The 22713-nt window shown below is 46.1% G+C and carries 21 protein-coding genes; 14 read left to right on the top strand and 7 right to left on the bottom strand.

The window, feature by feature from the left end; translation table 11 throughout:
- Positions 1–270: 270 nt before the first annotated feature.
- Both ESB13_RS23475 and ESB13_RS23480 read right to left on the bottom strand, forming a co-directional pair.
- On the bottom strand, positions 271–1353 hold the full coding sequence (locus tag ESB13_RS23475; protein ID WP_129006511.1) for an endonuclease/exonuclease/phosphatase family protein: 1083 nt from the start codon (positions 1351–1353) through the stop codon (positions 271–273).
- A gap of 15 nt (positions 1354–1368) precedes the next feature.
- Positions 1369–1647: a hypothetical protein gene (locus ESB13_RS23480; RefSeq protein WP_129006513.1), complete on the bottom strand. Its 279-nt coding sequence runs from the start codon at positions 1645–1647 to the stop codon at positions 1369–1371.
- A gap of 51 nt (positions 1648–1698) precedes the next feature.
- Here ESB13_RS23480 and ESB13_RS23485 point away from each other — a divergent pair, with 51 nt between their 5' ends.
- Together ESB13_RS23485 and ESB13_RS23490 are read left to right on the top strand one after the other, a co-directional pair.
- The gene (locus ESB13_RS23485; RefSeq protein ID WP_129006515.1) at positions 1699–4191 is read left to right on the top strand and encodes a TonB-dependent receptor; all 2493 of its coding nucleotides are present in this window, start codon (positions 1699–1701) and stop codon (positions 4189–4191) included.
- A gap of 196 nt (positions 4192–4387) precedes the next feature.
- Complete coding sequence (locus tag ESB13_RS23490; RefSeq protein ID WP_129006517.1) at positions 4388–5893, top strand: DUF5689 domain-containing protein; 1506 nt, start codon at positions 4388–4390, stop codon at positions 5891–5893.
- Between the two features lie 8 nt (positions 5894–5901).
- Here ESB13_RS23490 and ESB13_RS23495 read toward each other — a convergent pair whose 3' ends face one another.
- Positions 5902–7122 carry a multidrug effflux MFS transporter gene (locus tag ESB13_RS23495; protein WP_129006519.1) on the bottom strand — a complete coding sequence of 407 codons (1221 nt, stop codon included), beginning with the start codon at positions 7120–7122 and terminating at the stop codon, positions 5902–5904.
- A gap of 14 nt (positions 7123–7136) precedes the next feature.
- Complete coding sequence (locus ESB13_RS23500) at positions 7137–7364, bottom strand: hypothetical protein (RefSeq protein WP_129006521.1); 228 nt, start codon at positions 7362–7364, stop codon at positions 7137–7139.
- 70 nt (positions 7365–7434) lie between these two features.
- Between ESB13_RS23500 and ESB13_RS23505 the strand changes: the two genes are divergently transcribed.
- Positions 7435–8361 (top strand): YihY/virulence factor BrkB family protein, encoded by a 927-nt coding sequence (locus tag ESB13_RS23505; RefSeq protein WP_129006523.1) that lies wholly within the window; start codon positions 7435–7437, stop codon positions 8359–8361.
- A 95-nt stretch (positions 8362–8456) separates the two neighbouring features.
- Positions 8457–9647: a proline dehydrogenase family protein gene (locus tag ESB13_RS23510; protein WP_129006525.1), complete on the top strand. Its 1191-nt coding sequence runs from the start codon at positions 8457–8459 to the stop codon at positions 9645–9647.
- Positions 9648–9886: 239 nt separating this feature from the next.
- On the opposite strand, the gene ESB13_RS23515 is transcribed toward ESB13_RS23510, so the two are convergent.
- Entirely contained in the window at positions 9887–10546 is a 660-nt protein-coding gene (locus tag ESB13_RS23515) for a response regulator transcription factor (protein WP_129006527.1), read from the bottom strand.
- Positions 10543–11202, bottom strand: a complete 660-nt coding sequence (locus ESB13_RS23520; protein WP_129006529.1) for a sensor histidine kinase — start codon at positions 11200–11202, stop codon at positions 10543–10545. Before ESB13_RS23520 ends, ESB13_RS23515 begins: the two co-directional genes overlap by 4 nt.
- 264 nt (positions 11203–11466) lie before the next feature.
- Between ESB13_RS23520 and ESB13_RS23525 the strand changes: the two genes are divergently transcribed.
- From ESB13_RS23525 to ESB13_RS23560, 8 genes are all read left to right on the top strand, one after another.
- Entirely contained in the window at positions 11467–12261 is a 795-nt protein-coding gene (locus ESB13_RS23525; protein WP_129006531.1) for a thymidylate synthase, read from the top strand.
- Between the two features lie 15 nt (positions 12262–12276).
- Positions 12277–12774, top strand: coding sequence for a dihydrofolate reductase (locus tag ESB13_RS23530; RefSeq protein ID WP_129006533.1), 498 nt, complete (start codon positions 12277–12279; stop codon positions 12772–12774).
- A gap of 14 nt (positions 12775–12788) precedes the next feature.
- Positions 12789–13592, top strand: coding sequence for an O-methyltransferase (locus ESB13_RS23535; RefSeq protein WP_129006535.1), 804 nt, complete (start codon positions 12789–12791; stop codon positions 13590–13592).
- Positions 13593–13686: 94 nt separating this feature from the next.
- Entirely contained in the window at positions 13687–14697 is a 1011-nt protein-coding gene (locus tag ESB13_RS23540; RefSeq protein WP_220399755.1) for an NAD(P)/FAD-dependent oxidoreductase, read from the top strand.
- Positions 14698–14755: 58 nt separating this feature from the next.
- Positions 14756–15082, top strand: a complete 327-nt coding sequence (locus ESB13_RS23545; protein WP_220399756.1) for a 2Fe-2S iron-sulfur cluster-binding protein — start codon at positions 14756–14758, stop codon at positions 15080–15082.
- A complete protein-coding gene (locus tag ESB13_RS23550) occupies positions 15066–16505 on the top strand; it encodes a methyltransferase RsmF C-terminal domain-like protein (protein WP_246022669.1) in 1440 nt (479 codons plus the stop codon). Before ESB13_RS23545 ends, ESB13_RS23550 begins: the two co-directional genes overlap by 17 nt.
- A 60-nt stretch (positions 16506–16565) precedes the next feature.
- On the top strand, positions 16566–17546 hold the full coding sequence (locus ESB13_RS23555) for a LysM peptidoglycan-binding domain-containing protein (RefSeq protein WP_164974335.1): 981 nt from the start codon (positions 16566–16568) through the stop codon (positions 17544–17546).
- Positions 17547–17975: 429 nt separating this feature from the next.
- Entirely contained in the window at positions 17976–18899 is a 924-nt protein-coding gene (locus tag ESB13_RS23560; RefSeq protein ID WP_129006539.1) for a TraB/GumN family protein, read from the top strand.
- A gap of 166 nt (positions 18900–19065) precedes the next feature.
- On the opposite strand, the gene fmt is transcribed toward ESB13_RS23560, so the two are convergent.
- Positions 19066–20034: a methionyl-tRNA formyltransferase gene (fmt, locus tag ESB13_RS23565; protein WP_246022670.1), complete on the bottom strand. Its 969-nt coding sequence runs from the start codon at positions 20032–20034 to the stop codon at positions 19066–19068.
- A 281-nt stretch (positions 20035–20315) separates the two neighbouring features.
- Here fmt and ESB13_RS23570 point away from each other — a divergent pair, with 281 nt between their 5' ends.
- Both ESB13_RS23570 and bla read left to right on the top strand, forming a co-directional pair.
- A complete protein-coding gene (locus ESB13_RS23570; protein WP_129006541.1) occupies positions 20316–20771 on the top strand; it encodes an FKBP-type peptidyl-prolyl cis-trans isomerase in 456 nt (151 codons plus the stop codon).
- A gap of 327 nt (positions 20772–21098) precedes the next feature.
- Positions 21099–21962 carry a subclass B3 metallo-beta-lactamase gene (gene bla, locus ESB13_RS23575; RefSeq protein ID WP_129006543.1) on the top strand — a complete coding sequence of 288 codons (864 nt, stop codon included), beginning with the start codon at positions 21099–21101 and terminating at the stop codon, positions 21960–21962.
- Positions 21963–22713: the final 751 nt, after the last annotated feature.

The raw sequence follows: 22713 nt of genomic DNA on the forward strand, positions 1-22713 counted from the left end.
AATGTTATTCGATGCCGGACATGGTATAGATTATGGTTGCTCTTTGCTTAAGGATCATAAGAGAACGTAGGAACGAATGAACAGGTATTTGAACAGCCTCCTTAAAAAGAGAGAGCGTCTCATGAGCCGAGACGCTCTCCTGTACCAAAACAAACTGCTATGAGGGAACATTCGATTGTACTGCAAAGGTCTTTGTTACACCGGTCATTGGGTTACGTTATCGGTAAAATGATTTACGCAATGCGAAATGCCGGCACGTCTTCCTCTCTGCTATTGTATTGCCCTGATCTGCCCTGCAGCTTTCAGCAGTACAATATATACAGGGAAATGATCACTGAATCCGCCCCGGTACGAATACCTGTCCCAGCTGCGCATAGGGTAACCCTTATAGCGGCCCGCTGGCTCCTGCATCCACGGCTCCCGCAATACGACAGCTTTATAAAAGAAATACCCCGTTTGCGGTTTTAACAGAAAGGGATAACTTATCAATATCTGGTCAAATAAACTCCAGGTGTCCTGGTAGGCAAGTGTGCCTGTTCCTTTGCGATACAATTGCTGCCATGGATTGTAAAGCTGCCCGGGCGCTACTTTGCTGCGGTCTCCTGCTGCTCCCAATACACGGGTGATACTCCGGCTGACAGGGTCGTCATTGAAGTCTCCCATAACTATAAGTTTTGAGCCGGGACGTGCTGTCATAACAGAGTCGCTGTGCCTGCGGCATACGTTTGCAGCAGCGGCGCGTGATGGAAAACTATAACGCTCGCCACCAAGACGGCTGGGCCAGTGATTCACATAGCAGTCGACTCGTTCCCCGTTCAGCAACCCGCTTACCCATAAAATATCCCGGGTACGATGCACTTCCCCTTTCGGGGAAAGGTAATTGTCAATAGGTAAACTCACCGGCAGGGCTTTGCTGCTGTCGGGTGTAAAGTATTGCGGCTGGTATAACAACCCCACATCAACACCACGCGCATCTTTCGAATCGTAGTGTACAATCTGGTAGTGCCGCGATGATAAAAGCGGATGCCGTACCAGGTCCCGCAATACATTGTAATTTTCAATTTCAGCCACGCCCAGTAAAGCCGCTCCGTCTTTGTTTACAGTAGTGCCCATAACTGCAATGACACGGGCAAGCTGACTTATCTTGTGATCATATCTGCTGCTGTTATAGCGGCGTACACCTCCGGGAAGAAATTCCTCGTCATAAATGTTGGGGTCATCCAATGTGTCGTATAAATTCTCACAATTATAAAAACCGATAACAACAGGCTGGTAAACCTGTTGCTGCGTATCTGCAGTCTTCAGTAGGAATAAGAAAGGAAGTAAAAGCAATAATTCAAAGGTGTAATACATGTTAGCGCATTTGAATTATAAACTTACGCAATATTGAACCTGCCTGATATGTGATTTACAAGTTGGGTTATATGTGAGAAAGAAGCTTGGGAAGCGGAATGCGTTGATGAGTTCTTCGAGGTCGAGGCCTACTGTGAGGCTTCCGGGTGTATAAGTTGACGGAGGGCTTGTGCTTAAGCGCAGGCCTGGTTTTCTGAAGTTGAAGATCTTTGCGTAGTCTTTTCTGTTTTGTATAGAATCCTGTTTATAGTCGCTGCTTTGGAATATGCTGAACAGAATGAATAAAAAGAACATGGGCTGTTTATCTATTATTTTATAAAATTTGCATCTCTTTATTCTTTTACTATGAAAAACACCAATCCTAAACCCGGCAGGTTTATCCTGTTGCTGTTGCTGTCTTGCAATAGCTTTTGCCAGCAGGATACCAGCCAGCATATCTCAATCGATACATTGCTTCCTTTGATCATGCTGGACGCAGACCAGGAACAGGCAGGTATAAATAACAATACAGCAGTTCCTTCTCTGTTATCTTCTTCCCTCAATCCATTTACGGCTGTCGTTGCATTTCATCTCACACCGCTGCGATTCAGGCGCAGGGGGTATGCTGCGGCGCTTTCCGATTATACACTAAATGGTTTTATATTAAATAGCCTGGACAGAGCCCTGCCTCCCTGGAATATAACCACACTATTGTTAACCCTCTATAGGAACCGGGAAGAGGCGCAGGGATTGGACTATAGCAGCGCTTCATTTGGTGGCGTTGCGGGTGCACAGTGCTTAACAGCCCGCCCTTCAGGTTTGTCTAAACAAGCAGCGTTGGGGTACAGCCTTGCCAATAATAATGGATGGCACCGTTTGCAGCTGGCGCAGTCTTCAGGAATAAATCGTTCCGGCTGGTCCTTTGCAACGGCTGTGAACCTAAAACCATTTTCTTCTGGTTATTATCCCGGCTCCTATCATAGCAGCGCCGGTTTTTATGCCGGTGCAGAAAAGCGGATAGCAGAACGGCACTCGCTGAACCTGTTATATGTTATAACCAGCTCGCAACAGGCAGGTCAAGCGGCTACAACCCGCGAGGCTAAAGAAATAACAGGTGATCCTTATTATAATCCCTGCTGGGGGCTGCAGGAGGGCAAGCCAAGAAATGCAAATGTTTATATTATGCACCAGCAATTAAAAATGCTTTCCTATAACGGATGTCTTTCTCCCAAACTATCTGCAACTGTCACAGCTGCCAGTATGAATGATGATAACAAATACGGTGCTTTGGACTGGTATCGCGCTGCCGACCCGCGTCCTGATTACTATCGGTACCTGCCCTCGTACCAGTTGACAGTAGCGTTACAGGAACAGGTTAAAAGAGACTGGGCTGTTAACCCGGAAACACGGCAGATAAACTGGGCTGGCATGTACCGCATCAACAGAACCAACCCTGACGGACGCGCTTCTTATATCCTGGAAGACAGGTGCACCGATACAAAGCGATATGGCGGAGCAGCTTACTTTACATTCAGAAGCAATAGTGAAATGTCTTTTGAACTGGGAGTGAGCGCCCGCTGGCAGCGAAGTCGCTATTACAAACAGGTGAGCGATTTACTGGGGGCTGCTTACTATGTTAACATCAACCAGTTTGCAGAACGCGATTTTCCCGGCAACAACAACGCACGGCAGTATAACCTGGAAATGCCTGACCAGCACCTCCGGCAAGGCGATATATGGGGATATGATTATGAGCTGAACTTGTATAAGCACCATGCTGTATTCCAATGGAAAAGCCAGTTCAAAAAATGTGATGCTTTTTTCTCCGCCTTCTATGGCGTAGCCGGGTTTGCGAGAACCGGCCATATGCGTAATGGCTTGTTTCCGCTGAATTCCTATGGCCCCGGCCCCGGATATGGTTTCAGCGAGTATGCCTTCAAAACGGGGGTTACCTGGAAGATCAGCGGCAGGCAGTATCTGTTGCTTCACACGGCATTGATGAAAAATGCGCCTTCGGCGGGCCAGGTGTATCTGTCGCCCCGTACCCGCCATGATGTGCGTGATTCAACTGTGGCGGCTGTTACAAAGGCACTGGAAATAGAATATGTGCTGAATACTGCCCGGTTCAAATGCAGGATAGCAGCCTATTATACCGCGTTCTTCAATGGCATGCAACAATATTCTTTTTACCACGACGAATACAATAGCCTGGTGAATTACTCACTGGATCGTATCCATACAATTCATAACGGCATCGAAGCCTTTGTGGAGTATAAACTGTTGCCGGAACTATCATTACAACTGGCCTCCTTTGCAGGACAATATTTCTATAAAGGCCGGCAGCGTGCCGTTATTACCATGGATAATAATGCTACCCTGCTGAACCGTACCACTGTGTTCACCAACGGTTTCAGAATAGGGGGGACGCCGCAACAGGCTGGCAATATAACGGTCAGTTATCGCGCACCCGAAGGCTGGTGGCTTAATGTGGCGGCTAACTTCTTCCGTGATCAATGGATGCCCTTAAACCCTTTGCGGCGCTCTCCCGAGGCATTAGACCAGCTTGATGCCGGCTCGGAAGATTATAAACAAATTACCAGCCAGTATTTGTGGGCTGCACAATACACACTAGATGCTTTCATAGGTTATCAGCGAAAAATAGTTAAAAGAAAACCTGCCAACAGTTCGCTGTTGATCTATCTGAATATGATCAACCTGTCAAACAATAAAACATTGGTGGCGGATAGCTTTGAACAGCTGCGCTTTGAGAATGCACAACAGCTTCAAACCAGCTTCGCTGCTAAAAGCCGCTATGCACCCGGGGTACAGTGCAGGCTAAGTGTGATGCTGCGTTTTTAAAAAGCTGCCATAGTATATCAACCCCTGGTACATCCAGCGGGGTAATTGCCGGATCTTACCCTGGTTTTGCTGGCAGATGACGCATCATATTGGAATCTGCTTTATTATATGAATTTTTAATTGGTTCAGCAGTATATCTGGTTATGCATTAGTTGAAATGTATAGCTGGTTATATGCTTAACATAAATCAGATAAAATGAAAAAGAAGAGCATTGCTTTACAATTGACTGCATGCCTGCAATTGATTTATTGCCTTATTACAGCGGGGTGCAGGCCGTCATTTGAGCTGCCCGGCGATTATCCCGAACCGGATATTACGGCTACTCATTCTATCCGCGCATTAAAGGAAATGCATACCTACCCGGGGAAATTCAGCGAGGTTACTGTGGATGCGATAATATCGGGCATTGTGGTGGCCGACGACAGAACCGGGAATTTCTATAAAACAATAGTGATCCAGGATACAAGCGGTGGTATCGCGCTTTGCATTAATGCGCTCGATCTGTATAACAACTATCCTGTAGGCAGGCGCGTGTTCGTAAAAGCAAAAGGCTTGTTGCTGTTCGATTACAGAGGACTCATGCAACTGGGTGCGGGTATCGGCCAATCTAATCCCAACGATTTATCATTGGCAGGTATTCCTGCCTCATTATGTAGCCGCTATCTTATAAAAGGAAGCCTGAATAATATGCCGGAGCCGTTGGTTGTTACACCTGCGTTGCTAACAAAGAACAGGCTGAACCGTTACCAGAATACGCTTATCAGGCTCGAGAACATGCAGCTGGATGCCGGAGATACTGCCTCCACCTATGCCATCAGCACTGCTTTGCAGGCCCGAAGTGTGCCGCTCCGTAATTGCAACGGCGATAGTGTACTGCTGCGAAACAGCGCTTACGCAAGCTTTGCAGCGGATCGCATGCCATCGGGTAATGGCAGCGCTACCGGTATCTTTACAGTATTTGGCGCTGTATTGCAATTGATGATACGCGATACGAACGATCTGCAGCTGTATGCAACAAGATGCACAGCTCCGGGTGGGGGAGAGGTAGAACCGCCTGATACTTTGGACACCCCATATGAAAGCGGCCTTGCATTAACAGCAACACCACCTTTGTCAATTAATTTCGATGATCTGGCGGAAGGCCTCCCGGCTGGCGTATCGGTACGCACCGGCGCTTCAGGCACCGATTCCGGTAATATCGGGATCATGCCCACAACCAGGGTGAGCTGGAACAGCAGCGGCGGCGGTTTTAAAAACCTGGCCTCCGCATCGGCTTTACCTGCTACGGCAAGTGCATCTGTTCAATTGGCTACTATGAACAGGGCATTGGGGGTACGGCAGGTTGCTGCAACAGATAAAGGTGTGGCCTTCGTGTTCCTCATCAACAATACGCTTGGTAAAAAGAATATCGGCATACAAGGTGTATTGCAGTCGCTGGATGCTTCTATAAGCAGAATCGCCAACTGGAACATCGATTACGCTATAGGTGCAAAACCTGTAGCTTTCACTGTACTGCCAGCTGGTAACCTCGGAACTGGCGGCGGTAATTTCGGTAAAACAACATTTTCTGCGGTGCTTCCTCCTGCTGTTGATAATCGTGCTTCAAGGGTATGGATAAGAATTGTTGTGCTAACGGCAACTTCAGGTAGTGGCAGCAGACCGCTTTCTGCCATCGATGATATTCAATTGTATTGGGAATGAACGTCTCATTAATCCATAGCCAGTGTAGACATATTATTTTTTATCCTGTACTGTGCTACCAGTAAGATGGCTACGCTTATACAGCTGCAGGTGGCTATAACAGCGGTCATTGGCACTGCGTTATGACTTTTGAATAAAGTAATAGAAGCGGAAGAAAGCGCGCCGAAGCCCATTTGAAAAGCGCCCAGCAATGCAGAGGCGCTGCCGGCATTATTATGAAAAGGTGCTATGCTTAATGCCGAAGCATTGGGAAATAAAATGCCTTGCAGACTTAAAAACGCAAACATAAGCATACAAAGCAGCGGTAAGTTCAGCCAGCCGAAATAAGCGCCTGCAAGCGCAGTAACAGCTATCAGCGCCTGCACAGGCTGAAGAGAAAAGATCAGTTGCTGGCTGGAGTAACGTTTTAGCAAAATCCCATTAAGTTGGCTGAAACCGATCAGTCCGGCGATATTGAAAGCGAAGATCCATCCGTAGTACTGCTCGCTTACACCAAAATATTCCATCACCACATAAGGTGATCCTGCAATAAACGCATATTGCCCTGCCGCACCTATACAACCTGCTATGGCATAAGTGTAAAACTGCGGCTCTTTTATAACGGAATAAAAGTTGGTGAGAATAGGTTTGGGTTTCAGTGAAAACGCGGGATCGGGCTTCCGGCTTTCAGGCAGGAAGAAATGCATAGCCAGGCATATCAGCAGGGCTACCACCGCCAGGATCACAAATACCGAATGCCATCCAAGTGTAGTGGTAACTATGCCGCCCACTGTTGGCGCTATCATCGGAGAAACAGCTATCACCAGCAGTAACAGCGAAAACATTTTGGCGCTTTCCTTTACAGGAAACAGATCACGGATCATGGCCCTTGAGCCCACAATACCTACACAGGCACCCAGCGCCTGTACAAAACGTAATACGATCAACAGGTCTGCATTGCCCGCTACCGCACAACCTACGCTTGCCAGCAGGTAAATGATAATACCGAAATACATAGGCACCTTGCGGCCGTAACGGTCAAGTAATGGCCCGTATGCAAGCTGGCCAACCGAAATTCCTATGAAGAAACTGGAAAGGGAAAGCTGTACTTTTTCTATAGAAGTATTCAAACTTTTTGCAATAGCAGGGAAAGCGGGGAGGTACATGTCTATCGAAAAAGGACCAATTGCAGCGAGTAAACCTAAGATCAGAATGAGTATAAAACGATTGCCTACCTTATGTGCGTCCATGACGCAAAGGTAAGTTATATGAGGTATTTGTATACATTCGCCTTGTACGATTCAAAGTCTGCGGCATTGGAGTACTCGTCGAACTTTTCGACAGAACCTCCTAACTGTTTGCGTACCAGCACAACTTTGCCTCCGCCAATAATCGTTATTTTCGCTTTGTTAAAAATGCGGTCCAGACCCGGAATGTCCTTGATCATTTGCATTTCTTCTATCTGGCCAACATTGATAATATAGTCTTCCATTGTATCCTTTAAAGTTTAAAATTAAGCGGAAGGGCACAATTTTGGCCCTGATAACCGATAATAGTTAAGCATGACGCGAAAAAGTTTTTTTTCTGACCATTGGAATGTCCTCAAACAGGCTGCCCAACTGCTCATCTCCAACGACCCGTTGCGGCTGGCTGGCGCCACTGCTTTCTTTACCAGCTTTGCACTTCCTCCTATTCTTATCATCCTTACCCAGATCTTTGGCCTGCTCTTCAACAGAAAGGAACTTAGCGTAAACCTCTATCATAAAATAGAAGAACTCGTAGGCAAGAACAGCGCCATGCAGGTGGTAACAACCCTCCGTGGCTTCCGGGGGCTTGCCTATAACTGGCCTATAGCCATAGGAGGCTTCCTGTTTATGATCTTCGTAGCCACCACCTTATTTAAAGTCATAAAAGCCTCCTTTAACCAGCTGTGGATGATCCGCGTGCCGAAACGCAGTTTTAAAGCCACGCTGGAAGACAGGTTCCGTTCGCTTATAGTCATCCTGCTTGCAGGTGTGCTGTTCCTGGCGGGAGCGCTGGCCGAAAGTATCCAGGCCATCATGGGTAATTACCTGCACGAACTATCGCCACTCCTGGCCGATATAATGAATAATATCCTCGCCCAGGTTGTATCTGTATTGATCGTTACCGCATGGTTCGCCGTTTTATTCCGCTATTTGCCCGATGGACGCCCTTCCTGGAAAATAGCGATAGCAGGCGCCCTGGTCACCAGTCTCCTGTTTACCGTTGGTAAGGTGGTGCTTAAACGGGCCCTTCCCGATACCGGCCTCGGCGTTATCTTCGGTGCATCGGCGGCGCTGGTGCTGCTGCTGCTGTTTGTATTCTATTCTTCCATGATCCTTTATTTCGGCGCAGCATTCACCAAGGTATGGAGCGAGTACAAACAGAAACCCATCCAGCCTTTACGGAAAGCACAGTTCTTCGAATATGCCGAAATAGGGGCTGTGGCCGAACCACCAGCCCCTTAAATCCGGGTGTTCTCTTTATAGTTTTAAATTTTTTACCCCTTCTATTTTTTACTATCCTTATCTCTGCCGATCTTCGCGCCAGAACAGTCGTTAGTATGAGTATTACTTTTGATAACACAAGCGTGGCCTTCGATTATAAATCGGATAAAGAGTTAAAAGCAGCAAAATGGTTGTTTCAAACCATGCATTACCCTTTTGTGGCAACACTGGGGGCTAAGTTTACACCGTTCCTCATGAAAACGGGGCTGCCTATCGATGGTATTATCAGGAAAACCATCTTCAAACAATTCGTTGGTGGCGAAACCCTCCAGGATACGGCCGAAACAGCACGTATGCTTGATAAGTATAACGTTCAGGTAATACTCGATTATGGCGTTGAAGGAAAAGAGTCTGAAGAAGACTTTGAAAGAGCAACGCTCGAGTTTATCAGGGTTATCAAGTACGCTGCATCACAAAAGAATATTCCCTTTATAAGCGTAAAGGTCACTGCACTCGGCAGGTTTGCCCTGTTGCAGATCCTCAATGATGCACCCAGGCTCAGAAGCGGTATTCATGATCATGAAGCCGAAAATGACGAATGGGATAAAGTAAGGGTACGTATGGCCCGTATCTGCGAAGTGGCTTCCGAATGCGGTATCGGCGTGCTGGTTGACGCCGAAGAAAGCTGGATCCAGGACCCTATCGATCGGCTCGCAATGGAGATGATGGAAATATTTAATACTGAAAAAACAGTAGTATATAATACCATTCAGCTCTACAGGCACGACAGGCTTAACTTCCTGAAAATGTCGTTCAAAATTGCACAACAGCAAGGTTTCTCCCTTGGCGTAAAACTCGTAAGAGGCGCTTATATGGAGAAAGAAAGAGCGCGTGCCAGCCAGAAAAGTTATCCTTCTCCTATCCAGCCCGATAAGGAAAGCTCCGACAGGGACTACGACCAGGCAGTAGGTTTCTGCATCGATAATATCGACAAGATCGCTACCGTTATAGCTACACATAACGAGGCCAGCACGCAAATGGCGGTAACGCTGCTTGAACAGAAAGGCTTGCCCATCAGCCACCCGCATGTGCACTTCTCACAATTATACGGAATGAGCGATAACATCACCTTCAACCTGGCTAAAGCAGGTTGCAAAGTGAGCAAATACCTGCCTTTCGGACCTATCCGTGAAGTCATTCCCTATCTCATGCGGAGAGCGCAGGAAAATACCAGCGTAAGCGGACAAACAGGACGTGAACTGAACCTGCTTACAACAGAACTGAAGCGCAGGAAAGGCAAAGCCTAAATAAAAACGGGGTGCCTGCCGAGCCTTCAAACTAAATTCATAATAAAAAGAGTCCGTATCGCACTTATGATACGGACTCTTTTTATTCGGATCCCTGACGAAGAAGGATACCCGTTTAATCAACTCCCGGCGGCTAATTTATTTATGTGCCATCGTCTTTTTATTGCCTTATGCTGGTAAGCTTTTTAGTATTTGTGACAAACCGACTTGCCATTCTACCATCTGTGATCCACTCTTTATTACAAGGTAACCAGGTTATTCTTGATGGCATAGATAGCAAGGCCTACCCGGCTCTTCAACTGAAGCTTTTCAAACAGGGTGTCGCGGTAACTGTCTACCGTACGCGGACTAATACACATGCGTGTCGCAATTTCTTTATAGGTAAGGTCGGTGATCGACCACTGCAGGAATTCCTTTTCCTTATCGGTTAACGATATTGCGGGCTCCCTGCTGCTTACTGGCTGAGGCTGTTGCATCACCGACAGGCGTTTGCCTATTTGCATCGTCATCAACTCATTGATAAAATACTCCCCCTTGGCAACATGGTTGATGGCATCGTTGAGCTCGTCGGGATGACATTCTTTTAAAACATAACCCTTCACACCTGCCTGAAGCATTTTCAATACATTGGCTTCATCATTCAACATCGATAGCGATAAGGTATGAATGGCAGGGTAGGTGCGGGCAAGGTGCGTGGCGGTAACATGCCCGTCCATAACAGGCATATTAATATCCAGTATAGCCACCTTGGGAAGTGTTTTTGCCTGCTGCAGTTGTTCAATGAGCTCCTGCCCGTTCGAGGCTTCAATAATTACCTGGCAGGAATCGAACTCATTTATAAGCGTTACCAGGGCTTTTCTTAACAGGATATGGTCGTCAGCTATCGCTATGGTTGTCATGTTATCTTTGATAATTTAATAGTTACATGCGACCCATACTCAGGTGTATAGGCGGCTTTTAAAACAGCGTTAGCCGACCGGGCCCTTTCTTCAAGTAAATGCAGGAATTGCCTGTTCTCCAACGGTGGCGGTTCATTTGTAAAGCGGCCGTCATCTTTCAGACTGAATATAACAAAATCAGGCGTATATAAAACACTTAACAGCAAATGAACGGGTTGTGTATGCTCCGCGGCCAGGTGCATACATTCCTGCAGCATCCGGAACACCAGGAAAGTTGCTTCCCTGTTTAACTCAAATGGTTTCCCGGTCTGCTGCAGGCCGGTATGAATGCATGTGTATTTCTTTATTTTATCCAGCTCCGCCGCCAGCGCTGCCGTAATACCCTTCTTTAGTATGTCTTCGGGATCAAGGCTGTTGTTTAGCGTACGCAGGTCTCTAATGATCTCAGCCAGCTGCAGCGAGCTTTGTGCCAGTTCGGTATCGGAATATTGCTGTGCAGCGCGCAGCAGCCCCAGTCTTATACATACTAACGACTGGCCGATGCTGTTGAAGAGCATGCTGCTGGCATCCCTTAGTTTTTCATGCTGTATCTCTAATTGCGTTTGCAATAATTGATACTTGAGTTTCCCCGGCAGATGGTTGTGGTTAACACGCATAACAGTGGTTGTGGTGGATCATTAAGTTGCGATAAAGATAATATTGCGCCGCTAAAATGTTACCCGTGAAAAAACGGATTATTTAGGGTGATTTCACCGTAAATATTGTTGTTATTGTAGTGCAATTTTGCAACAGTTCAAGGGGGGTAAACCTTGATTATTCTCGTTAGTTTTCTCATGTATATTTAAAACGGCTCCTTGTCTAGGGAGCTGTTTCTGGGAAAACGCCGCTCGGGATTTCCCGATTTCAAGCTAACTTGCAGTATGCAGCAGTATCTACAGTTATTGAATCATATCCTCGATACAGGGGTATCTAAAACCGATCGCACAGGCACAGGCACCACAAGTTGTTTTGGCTACCAGATGCGGTTTAATCTTCAGGATGGTTTTCCGCTTGTGACAACAAAGAAATTACATCTTAAAAGTATTATTCATGAACTCCTCTGGTTCCTGAAAGGCGATACCAATATTCAATATCTCTCCGATAACGGCGTCCGCATATGGGATGAATGGGCCGATGAAAACGGTAACCTCGGACCCGTTTATGGTAAACAATGGCGTAGCTGGACCGGTGCCAATGGTGAAACCATAGACCAGATCTCCGATGTCATCGCCCAGATCAAAAAGAACCCGGATAGCCGCCGCCTGGTGGTAAGTGCATGGAACGTAGCCGAATTACCGCAAATGGCGTTGAGCCCCTGTCACGCACTTTTCCAGTTTTATGTGGCGGAAGGCAAATTAAGCTGCCAGCTTTACCAGCGCAGCGCCGATGTATTCCTGGGGGTGCCGTTTAACATCGCCTCGTATGCCTTACTTACTTTAATGATAGCACAGGTTTGCGATCTGCAGCCCGGTGATTTCGTTCATACTTTCGGCGACGTGCACTTATACAGCAACCACCTGGAACAGGCACGCCTTCAGCTTACACGTGAACCATATCCATTACCGGTGATGAAGCTGAACCCTGCAGTGAAAAATATTTTCGACTTTACATATGACGATTTTACCCTGGAGAACTACCAGAGCCACCCGCATATTAAAGCACCAGTAGCCGTTTAGAAAAGCCAGGAAATTATGCAGATAACCTTAATTGTTGCCGCAGCAACCAATAACGCGATAGGTAAGAACAACGAGTTGTTATGGCGCCTGCCCGATGATCTGCGCTATTTCAAAAATATGACCTGGGGAATGCCCGTTGTCATGGGGCGTAAAACTTTTGAATCGCTTTCCGGCGAACCACTCCCCGGCAGAGTGAATATTGTGGTAACCCGGCAGAAGAACTGGCAGAAAGAAAAAGTGATCACTACTACCAGCCTCAGCGATGCTATTTTCTTCTCTCAACAACACGACTATAAAGAAGTGCTGATAGCCGGTGGCGGAGAAATCTACCGTGAAGCATTGCCTATGGCAAATAAAGTTTATCTTACCCGCGTTCATGCAGTATTCAATGATGCCGATACTTATTTCCCGGAACTTGATCCCCAAAAATGGGAGAGAACATCCTTCCAGGATTTTACGGCAAACGAAAAGCATGCATGGCCCTATACTTTCGAAGTATGGGAGCGGAAGTAATATGACAGATAATTATGTATTCAAAATATAAACTGGCCGGTAAATGGCTTCATTACTGGCGCAATTCCTCCAATAGCAAAGGGCATGGCGTTCATTCCCCCTTTGTATTTGAGTTTATAGAAAAGGTCCTGAACGATAAAGGAGAATATTATTGTTACCAGCCGATAGAAGGCATGCGCTCCTGGCTTAAACACACCGATAAAGTGCTCGAGATCCAGGATTTTGGCGCCGGATCACGCGTTAATTCCAACTTGCAGCGCAAAGTATCGTCTATCGCCCGCTCAGCGTTAAAGCAGCCCAAATTCGGGAAACTGCTTTTCCGGATGGTCAATTTCTATCAGCCTAAAACAATCATTGAACTTGGCACCTCGTTGGGGGTAACCACGTCGTATCTCGCCAGCGGGAACGAAAAAGCCAGGGTCATTACCATGGAAGGCGCTCCTGCCGTGGCAGCCGTTGCCCGCGATAACTTCAGGCAGCTTGGCCTTAGAAACATAGAACTGGTAGAAGGCAACTTCGACCTCACGTTACCTAAAGTATTGGAGTCTTGTAAAGAATCGGGTGTAGACTTCGCCTTTATAGATGGTAATCATCGCTATGAACCTACTATTCAATACTTTAAGCAGCTGTTGGCCCATACCGGTGAAAACAGTATCGTTATTCTCGACGATATTCACTGGAGTGAAGAAATGGAAAAGGCATGGGCCGAAGTACAGCACCACGAGGCTGTGACCATGACAATAGACCTGTTTTTTATTGGAATCGTGCTGTTTAAGCCTGATTTCAAGATAAAACAGCACTTTTCGGTGCGTTTTTAACAAGGTTTTCCGTTTTAAATAAAACAATTCCCGAAATCGGCATCGCAGTCTCGTTGCACAGATTTACTTTTGCATCCTGAAATTTCACAAAGTAATGGAAATGATCTCAACCGATATCTGTATTATAGGAGCCGGACCGGTAGGCTTATTTGCTGTTTTTGAAGCAGGGCTGTTGAAAATGCGCTGCCATTTAATGGACGCCTTACCCCAGGTAGGCGGTCAGTTGTCTGAAATCTACCCCCATAAACCTATTTATGATATCCCGGGTTATCCAACGGTGAAAGCGCAGGAACTCGTTGACAACCTGCTGGATCAGATCGATCCGTTCAAGCCCACTTTTACCCTGGGCGAGCGCGTGGAGCAAATCACCCGCCAGGAAGACCAGTCTTTCATTGTTACTACCAATGAACACACTAAAGTGCATTGTAAAGTGATCGTGATCGCCGGCGGTCTGGGCTGCTTCGAACCACGTAAACCTACGATTGAGCGTCTCGAAGACTTCGAAGGCAGGGGAGTAGCCTATATGGTGAAAAACCCTGAACTGTTCAGGAACAAACAGGTAGTACTCGCCGGTGGCGGTGACTCTGCGCTCGACTGGACCATCTTCCTTTCCGAGGTGGCTGAAAAAGTGACCCTGGTACACAGGGGCGATACTTTCAGAGGGGCGCCGGATTCTGCAGAAAAGGTCTTTAACCTTGCTAAAGAAGGCAAGATCAACCTGTTACTGAAATCCAACGTAGTGAGGATCGGTGGTAACGGTCATCTGAAAGAGGTGTTCATTGCCGACCAGGCCAATGAAGTAACAGCTCTGGAAGCCGATCATCTGATCCCTTTATTCGGCCTTAGCCCTAAATTAGGACCTATTGCAGAATGGGGACTCAATATCGATAAATCGGCTATCGTGGTAAATACCGAAGACTATTCCACAAACGTCCCCGGCATTTACGCCATTGGTGATATCAATACTTATCCCGGCAAACTGAAACTTATCCTGTGCGGTTTCCACGAGGCGGCCTTAATGTGTCACAGCGCCTTCAAGTTTGTATATCCCGATCAGCGTTTGAGCTTCAAATACACGACTGTAAACGGCGTTAACGCGTTCTAACTGGTGTTAATGTATTCTTGGGACGTATAGTTGCAAGGATTGTAATACTTTTGCGCCCATGATGATTAATATTACAGTAGAAGACCGCAACGGCGAAAGACAACAACTGGAAATCCCCGACGATATAAGCCTCAGTCTCATGGAAGTGCTGAAGGCTTCCGAATACCATATCCTGGCCACCTGTGGCGGCATGGCCTTATGTGCCACCTGTCACGTACAGGTATTAGAAGGCGGTGAACGTCTTGGCAACGCCAACGACCAGGAATTAGATATGCTCGATACCTTGCCCGACGCAGGTAGCGACAGCCGCCTGGCCTGCCAGCTTCGTATCGATCAATCCATGGATGGTGCTGTTTTCCGTATTTTAGGTGCAACTGAAGAATAATAATATTATACCCGAATCATTGCTCAAAGCCCTGGAAGGTATCCGGGGCTTTGAACGTGAAGGCTTTGTGCAGGTTCATGAAGCAGGGGCGCAGCTTACATCGGTACGGCTGAATCCCGCCAAACAGCCATCCGTAGCCGCTCCGGGCGACTGGTTGCCCATAGAAAGCCAGGTTCCCTGGTGCCCTACAGGATATTACCTGAAAGAACGTCCTTCGTTTACGCTCGATCCCTTGTTCCATGCAGGAACCTATTATGTGCAGGAAGCAAGCAGTATGTTCCTGTGGCAGGCATTACAGCAGCTGACGGGCCAGACAGGTCGGCATATTGGTCAGTCTGCAGAAGCTGCGCAGCATTTGCCAGATCAATCTTTACAGTACAAGGTACTGGATCTCTGCGCCGCTCCGGGTGGCAAAAGCAGCCTGCTGGCATCTTTTTTCCCCGAAGGGTTTATCGTAGCCAATGAAGTGATCAGAACCCGGGCTGCCATCCTCGTAGAAAATCTTGCGAAGTGGGGAACCCACCATGTGGTAGTTACCAATAATGATCCGGCACATTTCAAACCACTCGGGAATTATTTCGACCTTATTGTAGCTGATGCACCTTGCAGTGGCAGCGGCATGTTTCGCAAAGATCCCGCCGCAATAGGAGAGTGGAGCGAAGAGAACGTGATGCTTTGCAGCCAGCGCCAGCAGCGTATCATCGCCGATATTTATCCCGTATTGAAGGAAAACGGCCTGCTCATTTATTCCACCTGTTCTTATTCGAAAGAAGAAAACGAAGATATGCTCGATTGGATGATCAATGAGTTTGATCTCGAATCCTGCGCTGTTGCCGTAGACCCGCAATGGGGTATAGAAACAGTTGAATCAGATAAACATCATGCAGCCGGTTATCGTTTTTATCCCAATAAGGCGAAGGGTGAAGGATTCTTTATGGCAGTGCTGCGCAAAACCTCCGGCAATCCAGTACGGTATGTTAAAAAAAACAACCTTACGGCTGCAACGAAACAGGAAATTGCTACGGTAGCCAACTGGCTGAATGAAGATGCGGAACGTTTCTTCTTTAAGCAAAATGAATTGATCCTTGCTGCTCCGGCAGTGCAAAAGGAACATATAGCACTATTGCAACAACATCTTTACCTGCGTAAAGCAGGGGCGGCAGTAGGTACCTTGAAAGGAAAGGACCTTGTCCCCGATCATGAACTGGCATTAAGCTTGCTGATGAAGGCCGGTTTACCTTCGGTAGCAGTAGATAAAGAAACAGCATTACAATATCTCAGGAAAAAAGAAGTTAATATAACGTCAGTTGTAAAAGGCTGGACAATAGTACAGTACGAGGGCGTAAACCTGGGTTGGGTGAAGGTCCTTCCCGGCAGGGTAAATAATTATTATCCTGTTGAATGGAGAATTTTAAAAGAGTAAAATTACCCGTATTTTTATTGCATGATGATGAAGAAACATACCCTTATACTTTTCTTAGGTATGCTTACTGGAACAATGGCTATGCGTGTACAGGCGCAAACCGGTGTAATTACGCATACGATTCGTCAGGGCGAAACCTTATCGGCTTTGAGTGCAAAATACAAAACGACGGTAGGGGATATCATGCGCCTCAACAACATGAATTCCGGAAGTAAACTGGCTATAGGGCAGAAAGTAAAGATTCCTGCATCGGGGAAAACCGTAGCGGCATCAAAGCCAGCGGCTTCAGCTCCCGCAGCAACAACGTCGACGCCTCTGGCAGCCGGATCTACGACCACACACACTGTAAAGCAAGGCGAAACATTATACCGGATCTCACAAACCTATCACGTTAAAGTAGACCAGATCAAATCCTGGAACCACCTGAAAGGTGATAATGTTTCCATTGGACAGGTACTGACTATCGGAGCCTATGCGCCTGAATCAGCGCCCGTGCAAAATACAACGCCGGCAGAAATACCCGTAGCGACGACACCGGTTGACAATACGCCGGTGAATACAGCTCCCCCGGTAGCTACTACACCGCCGCCAACCAGCAGCGCCCCGGTAAATACTACGCCAGCGGCTGGCAATGCCACTTCGTCTACTCCGCCGGCAACGACGGGTACGACAATGGCGAATAAACCGGAGCCATATGTCAACCCATCAAAAGTGACCGATAAGGGTTATTTCGAATCGTTATTCGGAGTAGATGTGGCAGGACGTTCACTGGAAAAGGCTTCCGGAACAGCTATGACTTTTAAAACTGCCAGTGGCTGGACTGATAAAAAATATTATATCCTGGTAAACGATATCGCTCCCGGCTCCATTGTAAAAATTACCAATGCTGACGGCAATAAAACCATCTATGCAAAAGTGTTATGGAACATGGGCGACCTCAAAGAAAACGAGGGGCTCTCTTACCGTATCAGCAATGCTGCTGCAGATGCACTTGGGATCTCAGATCTGAAGTTCCAGATAACCATCGCTTATTACGACTAGGATAAAAACTTATAATCCAAAAAAGGGCTGGCCAATTGGTCGGCCTTTTTTTATTTGGCAAAGGGAGCAAGCAGCCGGCAAATAATGATATGAACTGATAGTGGTCATAGAACGAATGCAGCTATTTAATATACCTTGAAATCCAGAATATGGAAACCTGTTTAATGAAGATCCACGGTGGAATGGAAGTTGAGTTTTCTAAAGGGAAGGCTTATCTGGTTCTGTTGAAGAACGAGATTGAACAAAAGATGCTGAAGAAATATCTTGATCTCGGGTATCATCTCGCGTTAGGGATGGCAATGGGAGGCGGGTATGTTTGTTATTTAGATGACATCTTTATTGGATTGTTAAAGTGAGTTGAGGCTGACTTGTTTTTAATAAATTTAGAACAGAAGTTCTCTAAAATATTGAAGCACTAATTACTATGTTATGAAAGCGATATACGTTGCATGTTTAGTCTTGTTGAATTTTGCAGCTATGGCACAAACTGGTAAGGTGGGCACTGCTTTGTGGAAGGTTAGTGGTAAAGGACAGCATACCTCCTATTTGTTTGGAACCGCTCATGTTTTTTCCGGAAGATACCTTGATTCCTTTCCCGGGGTCTCCTCACTAATACATAAAGCGAATGTGTTGGTGGTTGAGCGGGAGCGGGGAAGCGCGGGTAAAACAGATACCAGCAGGAAAAATGCTAAACTAACTCAGACCACTCATGCGCTTGCAGAAAAGAGAGACTTTAGAACGGTATTTTCAAAAACAGACTACGAACTGGTAGATCAATACCTGGCAAAAAACGGGGGGAGTCAGAATATAACGGGACTGGAGGAGTTGAATGGTAATACGTCGATTAATTACCTGTTGGGGATTGTTTGGTATCCCACTATCGAGCAGTATATGATAAAGGGCGAAGAGCATTATTTTATAGATGATACTATTTACAATATAGCGCTCAGTGATCATAAAAAGATACAAGGATTGGAAACTGACGTGACGCTGGAATCTATTATGGACAAGGTAATTAAGTCGCCGGAAGAGCAATTGAAGGCGATGGCAGAAACAATTGTAGATTTTGTTCAGAAAGGGGACAAATTGATGCAGCGCAGACTGTCGGAATACGAAGAGAGGAATATTGAATACAATTTTGAAAAAATAAATGAAAGTCCATTCGAGCGAGAGTTGATGGATGAAAGGAATAAGTTATGGATGGAGCAAATTCCTGCATTGTTGGATAAAGATGCTTGTTTTATAGCGGTAGGTTTGGATCATCTGAAATACAAAAACGGGTTGATCATGAAATTGAGGAAAATGGGATATCGTGTTGAGCCGGTTATACACTCGCCCCAAAAAAAGAAGTAGTATCTGGACCTGGTGAATACTAGCCCTGGATTTGTCTTTAAAAATGAAACGATAGCATCATTTAACAATGAATGAAAAGCGGGTTAGTTCTGTCGTCTTTTTTAATAGCAGCGTTGGTTGGTATACGAAATGACCGGGAGCCATGGATTAAACCTGGCAACAGTTTTTACTCTCTCCGCCAGCCTTTCAGGAATTCTGAAACCGGCATCCGCTTTTTTCCTTCCAGTTGCAGTTCCAGTACCTGGATATGACCATCTGCCGTGGCGAAACGTAAAAATGTTTTTCCATCTGTTTCTACTGTGCCGGGGGGTACAGCGGGTGTTGTCGTTTCTTTCCTGCTTTGGAAGATCTTCAGGATCTTGCCATCCAGGTGAGTGAATGCGCCGGGGTAAGGGGATAAACCCCTGATGAGATTATGAATCGCATCGGTTGACTTGTTCCAATCGATAGTGCAGGTTTCTGTAAATATCTTGGGGGCGTGTTTAATGGATGCGGCATCTTCAGCTGCGAGGCCGGACTGGTCGATTTCGGTTAAGGTACCTGCTGCCAGTTCTTTGATGGTCTGCACCAGCACATTGGCGCCGAGCACTTTCATCCGGTCGTGTATTTCGCCCGCAGTGTCGTTTTCACCTATTGGCAAGGTAGCCCGTAATAGAATATTACCTGTATCGATGGCATGTTGCAGCTTGAATGTAGTAACGCCTGTTTCTTTTTCGCCGTTGATCACCGCCCAGTTAATAGGCGCCGCGCCACGATATTGGGGCAGGAGAGAGCCGTGAACATTGATGGTACCCATAGGAGGCATGTTCCATACGACTTCAGGAAGCATGCGGAAAGCAACGACTACTTGTATGTCGGCCTGCAGGGAGCGAAGTTGTTCGAGGAACTCGGGCGCCCGTAGTTTTTCGGGCTGGAGAACCGTCAATCCTTTTGAAACGGCATATTGTTTAACAGCGCTGGCTGTAAGCTTCATGCCGCGGCCGGCTGGTTTATCGGGGGCTGTAACAACACCTACGATATGGCATCCTGCTTCGACCAACGCGTCTAATGAAGACACCGCAAATTCCGGTGTACCCATAAACACGATCCGTAATTCATTAAAAGGCTTCCTGCTGTTGCTATCGTACTGTTCCATAATTCTCGATCTAAATGTGCTGTTTCAAGCGCAAATGTACTCTCAAAAACAGCATACTCCTTTCTGTCTTGTGCAAATGAAGCCCCAATCGGGCATTTTTGGCTGAATACACCTGTTTTCTCCTCTAAAAACCAGGACAAAATGGTGTTGTTATAGGAGTGGGCGTTCGCTCCTGGTCTTCCGGCCTGTGATTTGTAACAAGAAAACACTACCTTCCCTGCGGATATTCTATCCGGCCGAGGGATAAGGATATCCTTTGTTTTATAAACTAAAGAAAAACTATGCAACAAGTTAAAAAGGGAGATACCGTCAAGGTACATTACCATGGAAAGTTAAATGATGGTTCTACCTTCGATAGCAGTGAGGGACGCGAACCGCTTGAGTTTGAAGTGGGCGCTGGTATGGTGATCAGTGGTTTTGATAATGGTGTGCTTGGTATGACCAAAGGAGAGAAGAAAACAGTGAATATCCCGGTAGATGAGGCTTATGGTCCTAAGCGGGAAGACCTGATCATGGAATTCCCCATCGATCGTTTTCCTCCGGATCTGAAACCCGAAGCAGGTATGGTGTTAAGCATGAGCAACGGTGAAGGTCAGCAACTGCCAGTAGTGGTTACTGAAGTAAGAGAAGACGCTGTTGTACTCGATGCCAACCCTCCGTTAGCAGGAAAAGATCTGATCTTCGATATTGAACTGGTAGAAATTGCCGGCGGAAGCTCTTTGATCATTACCCCATAAATGAACGCCCGACCGCCTCTTAAACGGCTTTAGGACGGCTTTAGGGCAGCAACTCATAAGATATGCTATGGACTTTGTCCTGGGCATTCAGAAAAGGTCATTGGTTTTCAATGGCCTTTTCTTATTTATATAGCCATGGCCCGGTGTAACCTGCTTGCTGCAAAAATTGGTGTGGTAATGGCTGTACCCCCGGTATCCGTCCTTTGACATCGGTTACCCGACTTCTACCAGGTGGCTTTTCCATATTATTTAGTTGGTTTGTTTCTGTAATACCGGTAATAACTTATATCTTGAAGTCTTATCGCCCATTTGATACAGTATCTATTTATGAAAAATAACTTATTACTAATCAGTCTGTTATGTTTTTGTTTCTTGGCATCTGCGCAAAAAGTCGTTGAACCTACAGATGTTGATCCCGAATGGAGTAAGCCTTACCAGCCTTTCCGGGTTGCGGGTAATCTTTATTATGTAGGAACTTATGACCTGGCATGTTATCTCATTGTTACGCCGAAGGGTAATATACTCATCAACACGGGGCTGGCAGCTTCTGCCTCTTTGATCAAGGCCAATATTGAAGCATTGGGTTTTAAACTCACCGATACCAAAATACTCTTAAATACGCAGGCGCATTTCGATCATATGGGAGCAATGGCCGTCATGAAGCAATGGACCGGGGCCAAATTGATGATCGATGAAGGCGATACGGCCGTAGTTGCCGATGGGGGGCGGTCTGATTATGCGTTTGGGAGTAGTAACAGCCAGTTTGCTCCTGTAAAAGTAGACCGTGTATTACATAATGGAGATAGTATACAGCTAGGAGGGATGCAGTTGGTACTGTTACATCACCCGGGGCATACGAAGGGATCCTGCAGTTTCCTGTTCGATGTAAAAGATGAGCAGCGTACTTATCGTGTACTGATTGCCAATATTCCCACTATCGTTACCGGCAAGTCCTTTTCAGCTATACCTGCTTATCCTGCGATCTCGAAAGATTATGCTTATACGCTGGAGGCCATGCAAAAATTATCCTTCGATATCTGGCTGGCGTCGCATGCCAGTCAGTTTGGGCTTCATAGCAAGCATAAACCTGGTGATACTTACAATCCTTCTGTCTTTATAGATAGGGAAGGGTATGATGCGAAATTGAAAGCCTGCCGGGAGCAATACCTGAAGAAGATAAAGGGGAATTGATCATGTTGTATCGTTGGTGCGGTGAGACAACTATATCTATTATATAGCTGGTATCTGTAGGGGTGATGAGCTGTATATGGTAACAAGCTTTTGCTACTACGGAAAGAACTTTGGTAAATCAGTAAGTTTTATTTGGAGGGAAGCAGTTAATTCCTATCTTCGCGTCCCCAATAACAAGGGTAGTTCTTTACAGAGGTGGATGGCAAAAAAAGCTGAGAAAAAAACAACAGAATTGATTGTTGATAATGAACTCTCTCCTATATTTGCACCCCGCTTCTAAAGGAAGTAAGTTCATTGAAAGATAACAGTACGGATCGAATAAAAAAGGAGATAAAACTTCAAAATAAATTTGGTCAGAAAATAAAAACTGTTACCTTTGCAACCCGATCGAAAAACGATCACAGCTCATTGAAAATCAGGTGTTTAGTAAGAAGGAAACGAAAAAATAATTCTAAAAAACATTTGGTTGATAAAGTAAAAAGTCTTTACCTTTGCAACCCGAATCGAACGAAACGGCACGCTGATAAAGCAAAAAGCTCTTAAAAAAATAGAAAGTGTTAAGGCAGTAAGGCCTGAAGAGATCGGATCTCTGACATGATCAAATAGTTTTGAACGAGGCAGTGATGCTGAGTTTGAGATTAAAGTTCTTTGAAAGAATGGAAACAACAGTACTTAAATAGCAATATTTAAGGTAAGTAACAAACGTAACACAATTTAATCCGACAGTTAATTTCGAGAGATATTAATAGTT

The sequence above is a fragment of the Filimonas effusa genome (assembly GCF_004118675.1).
Classification (GTDB): Bacteria; Bacteroidota; Bacteroidia; order Chitinophagales; family Chitinophagaceae; genus Filimonas; species Filimonas effusa.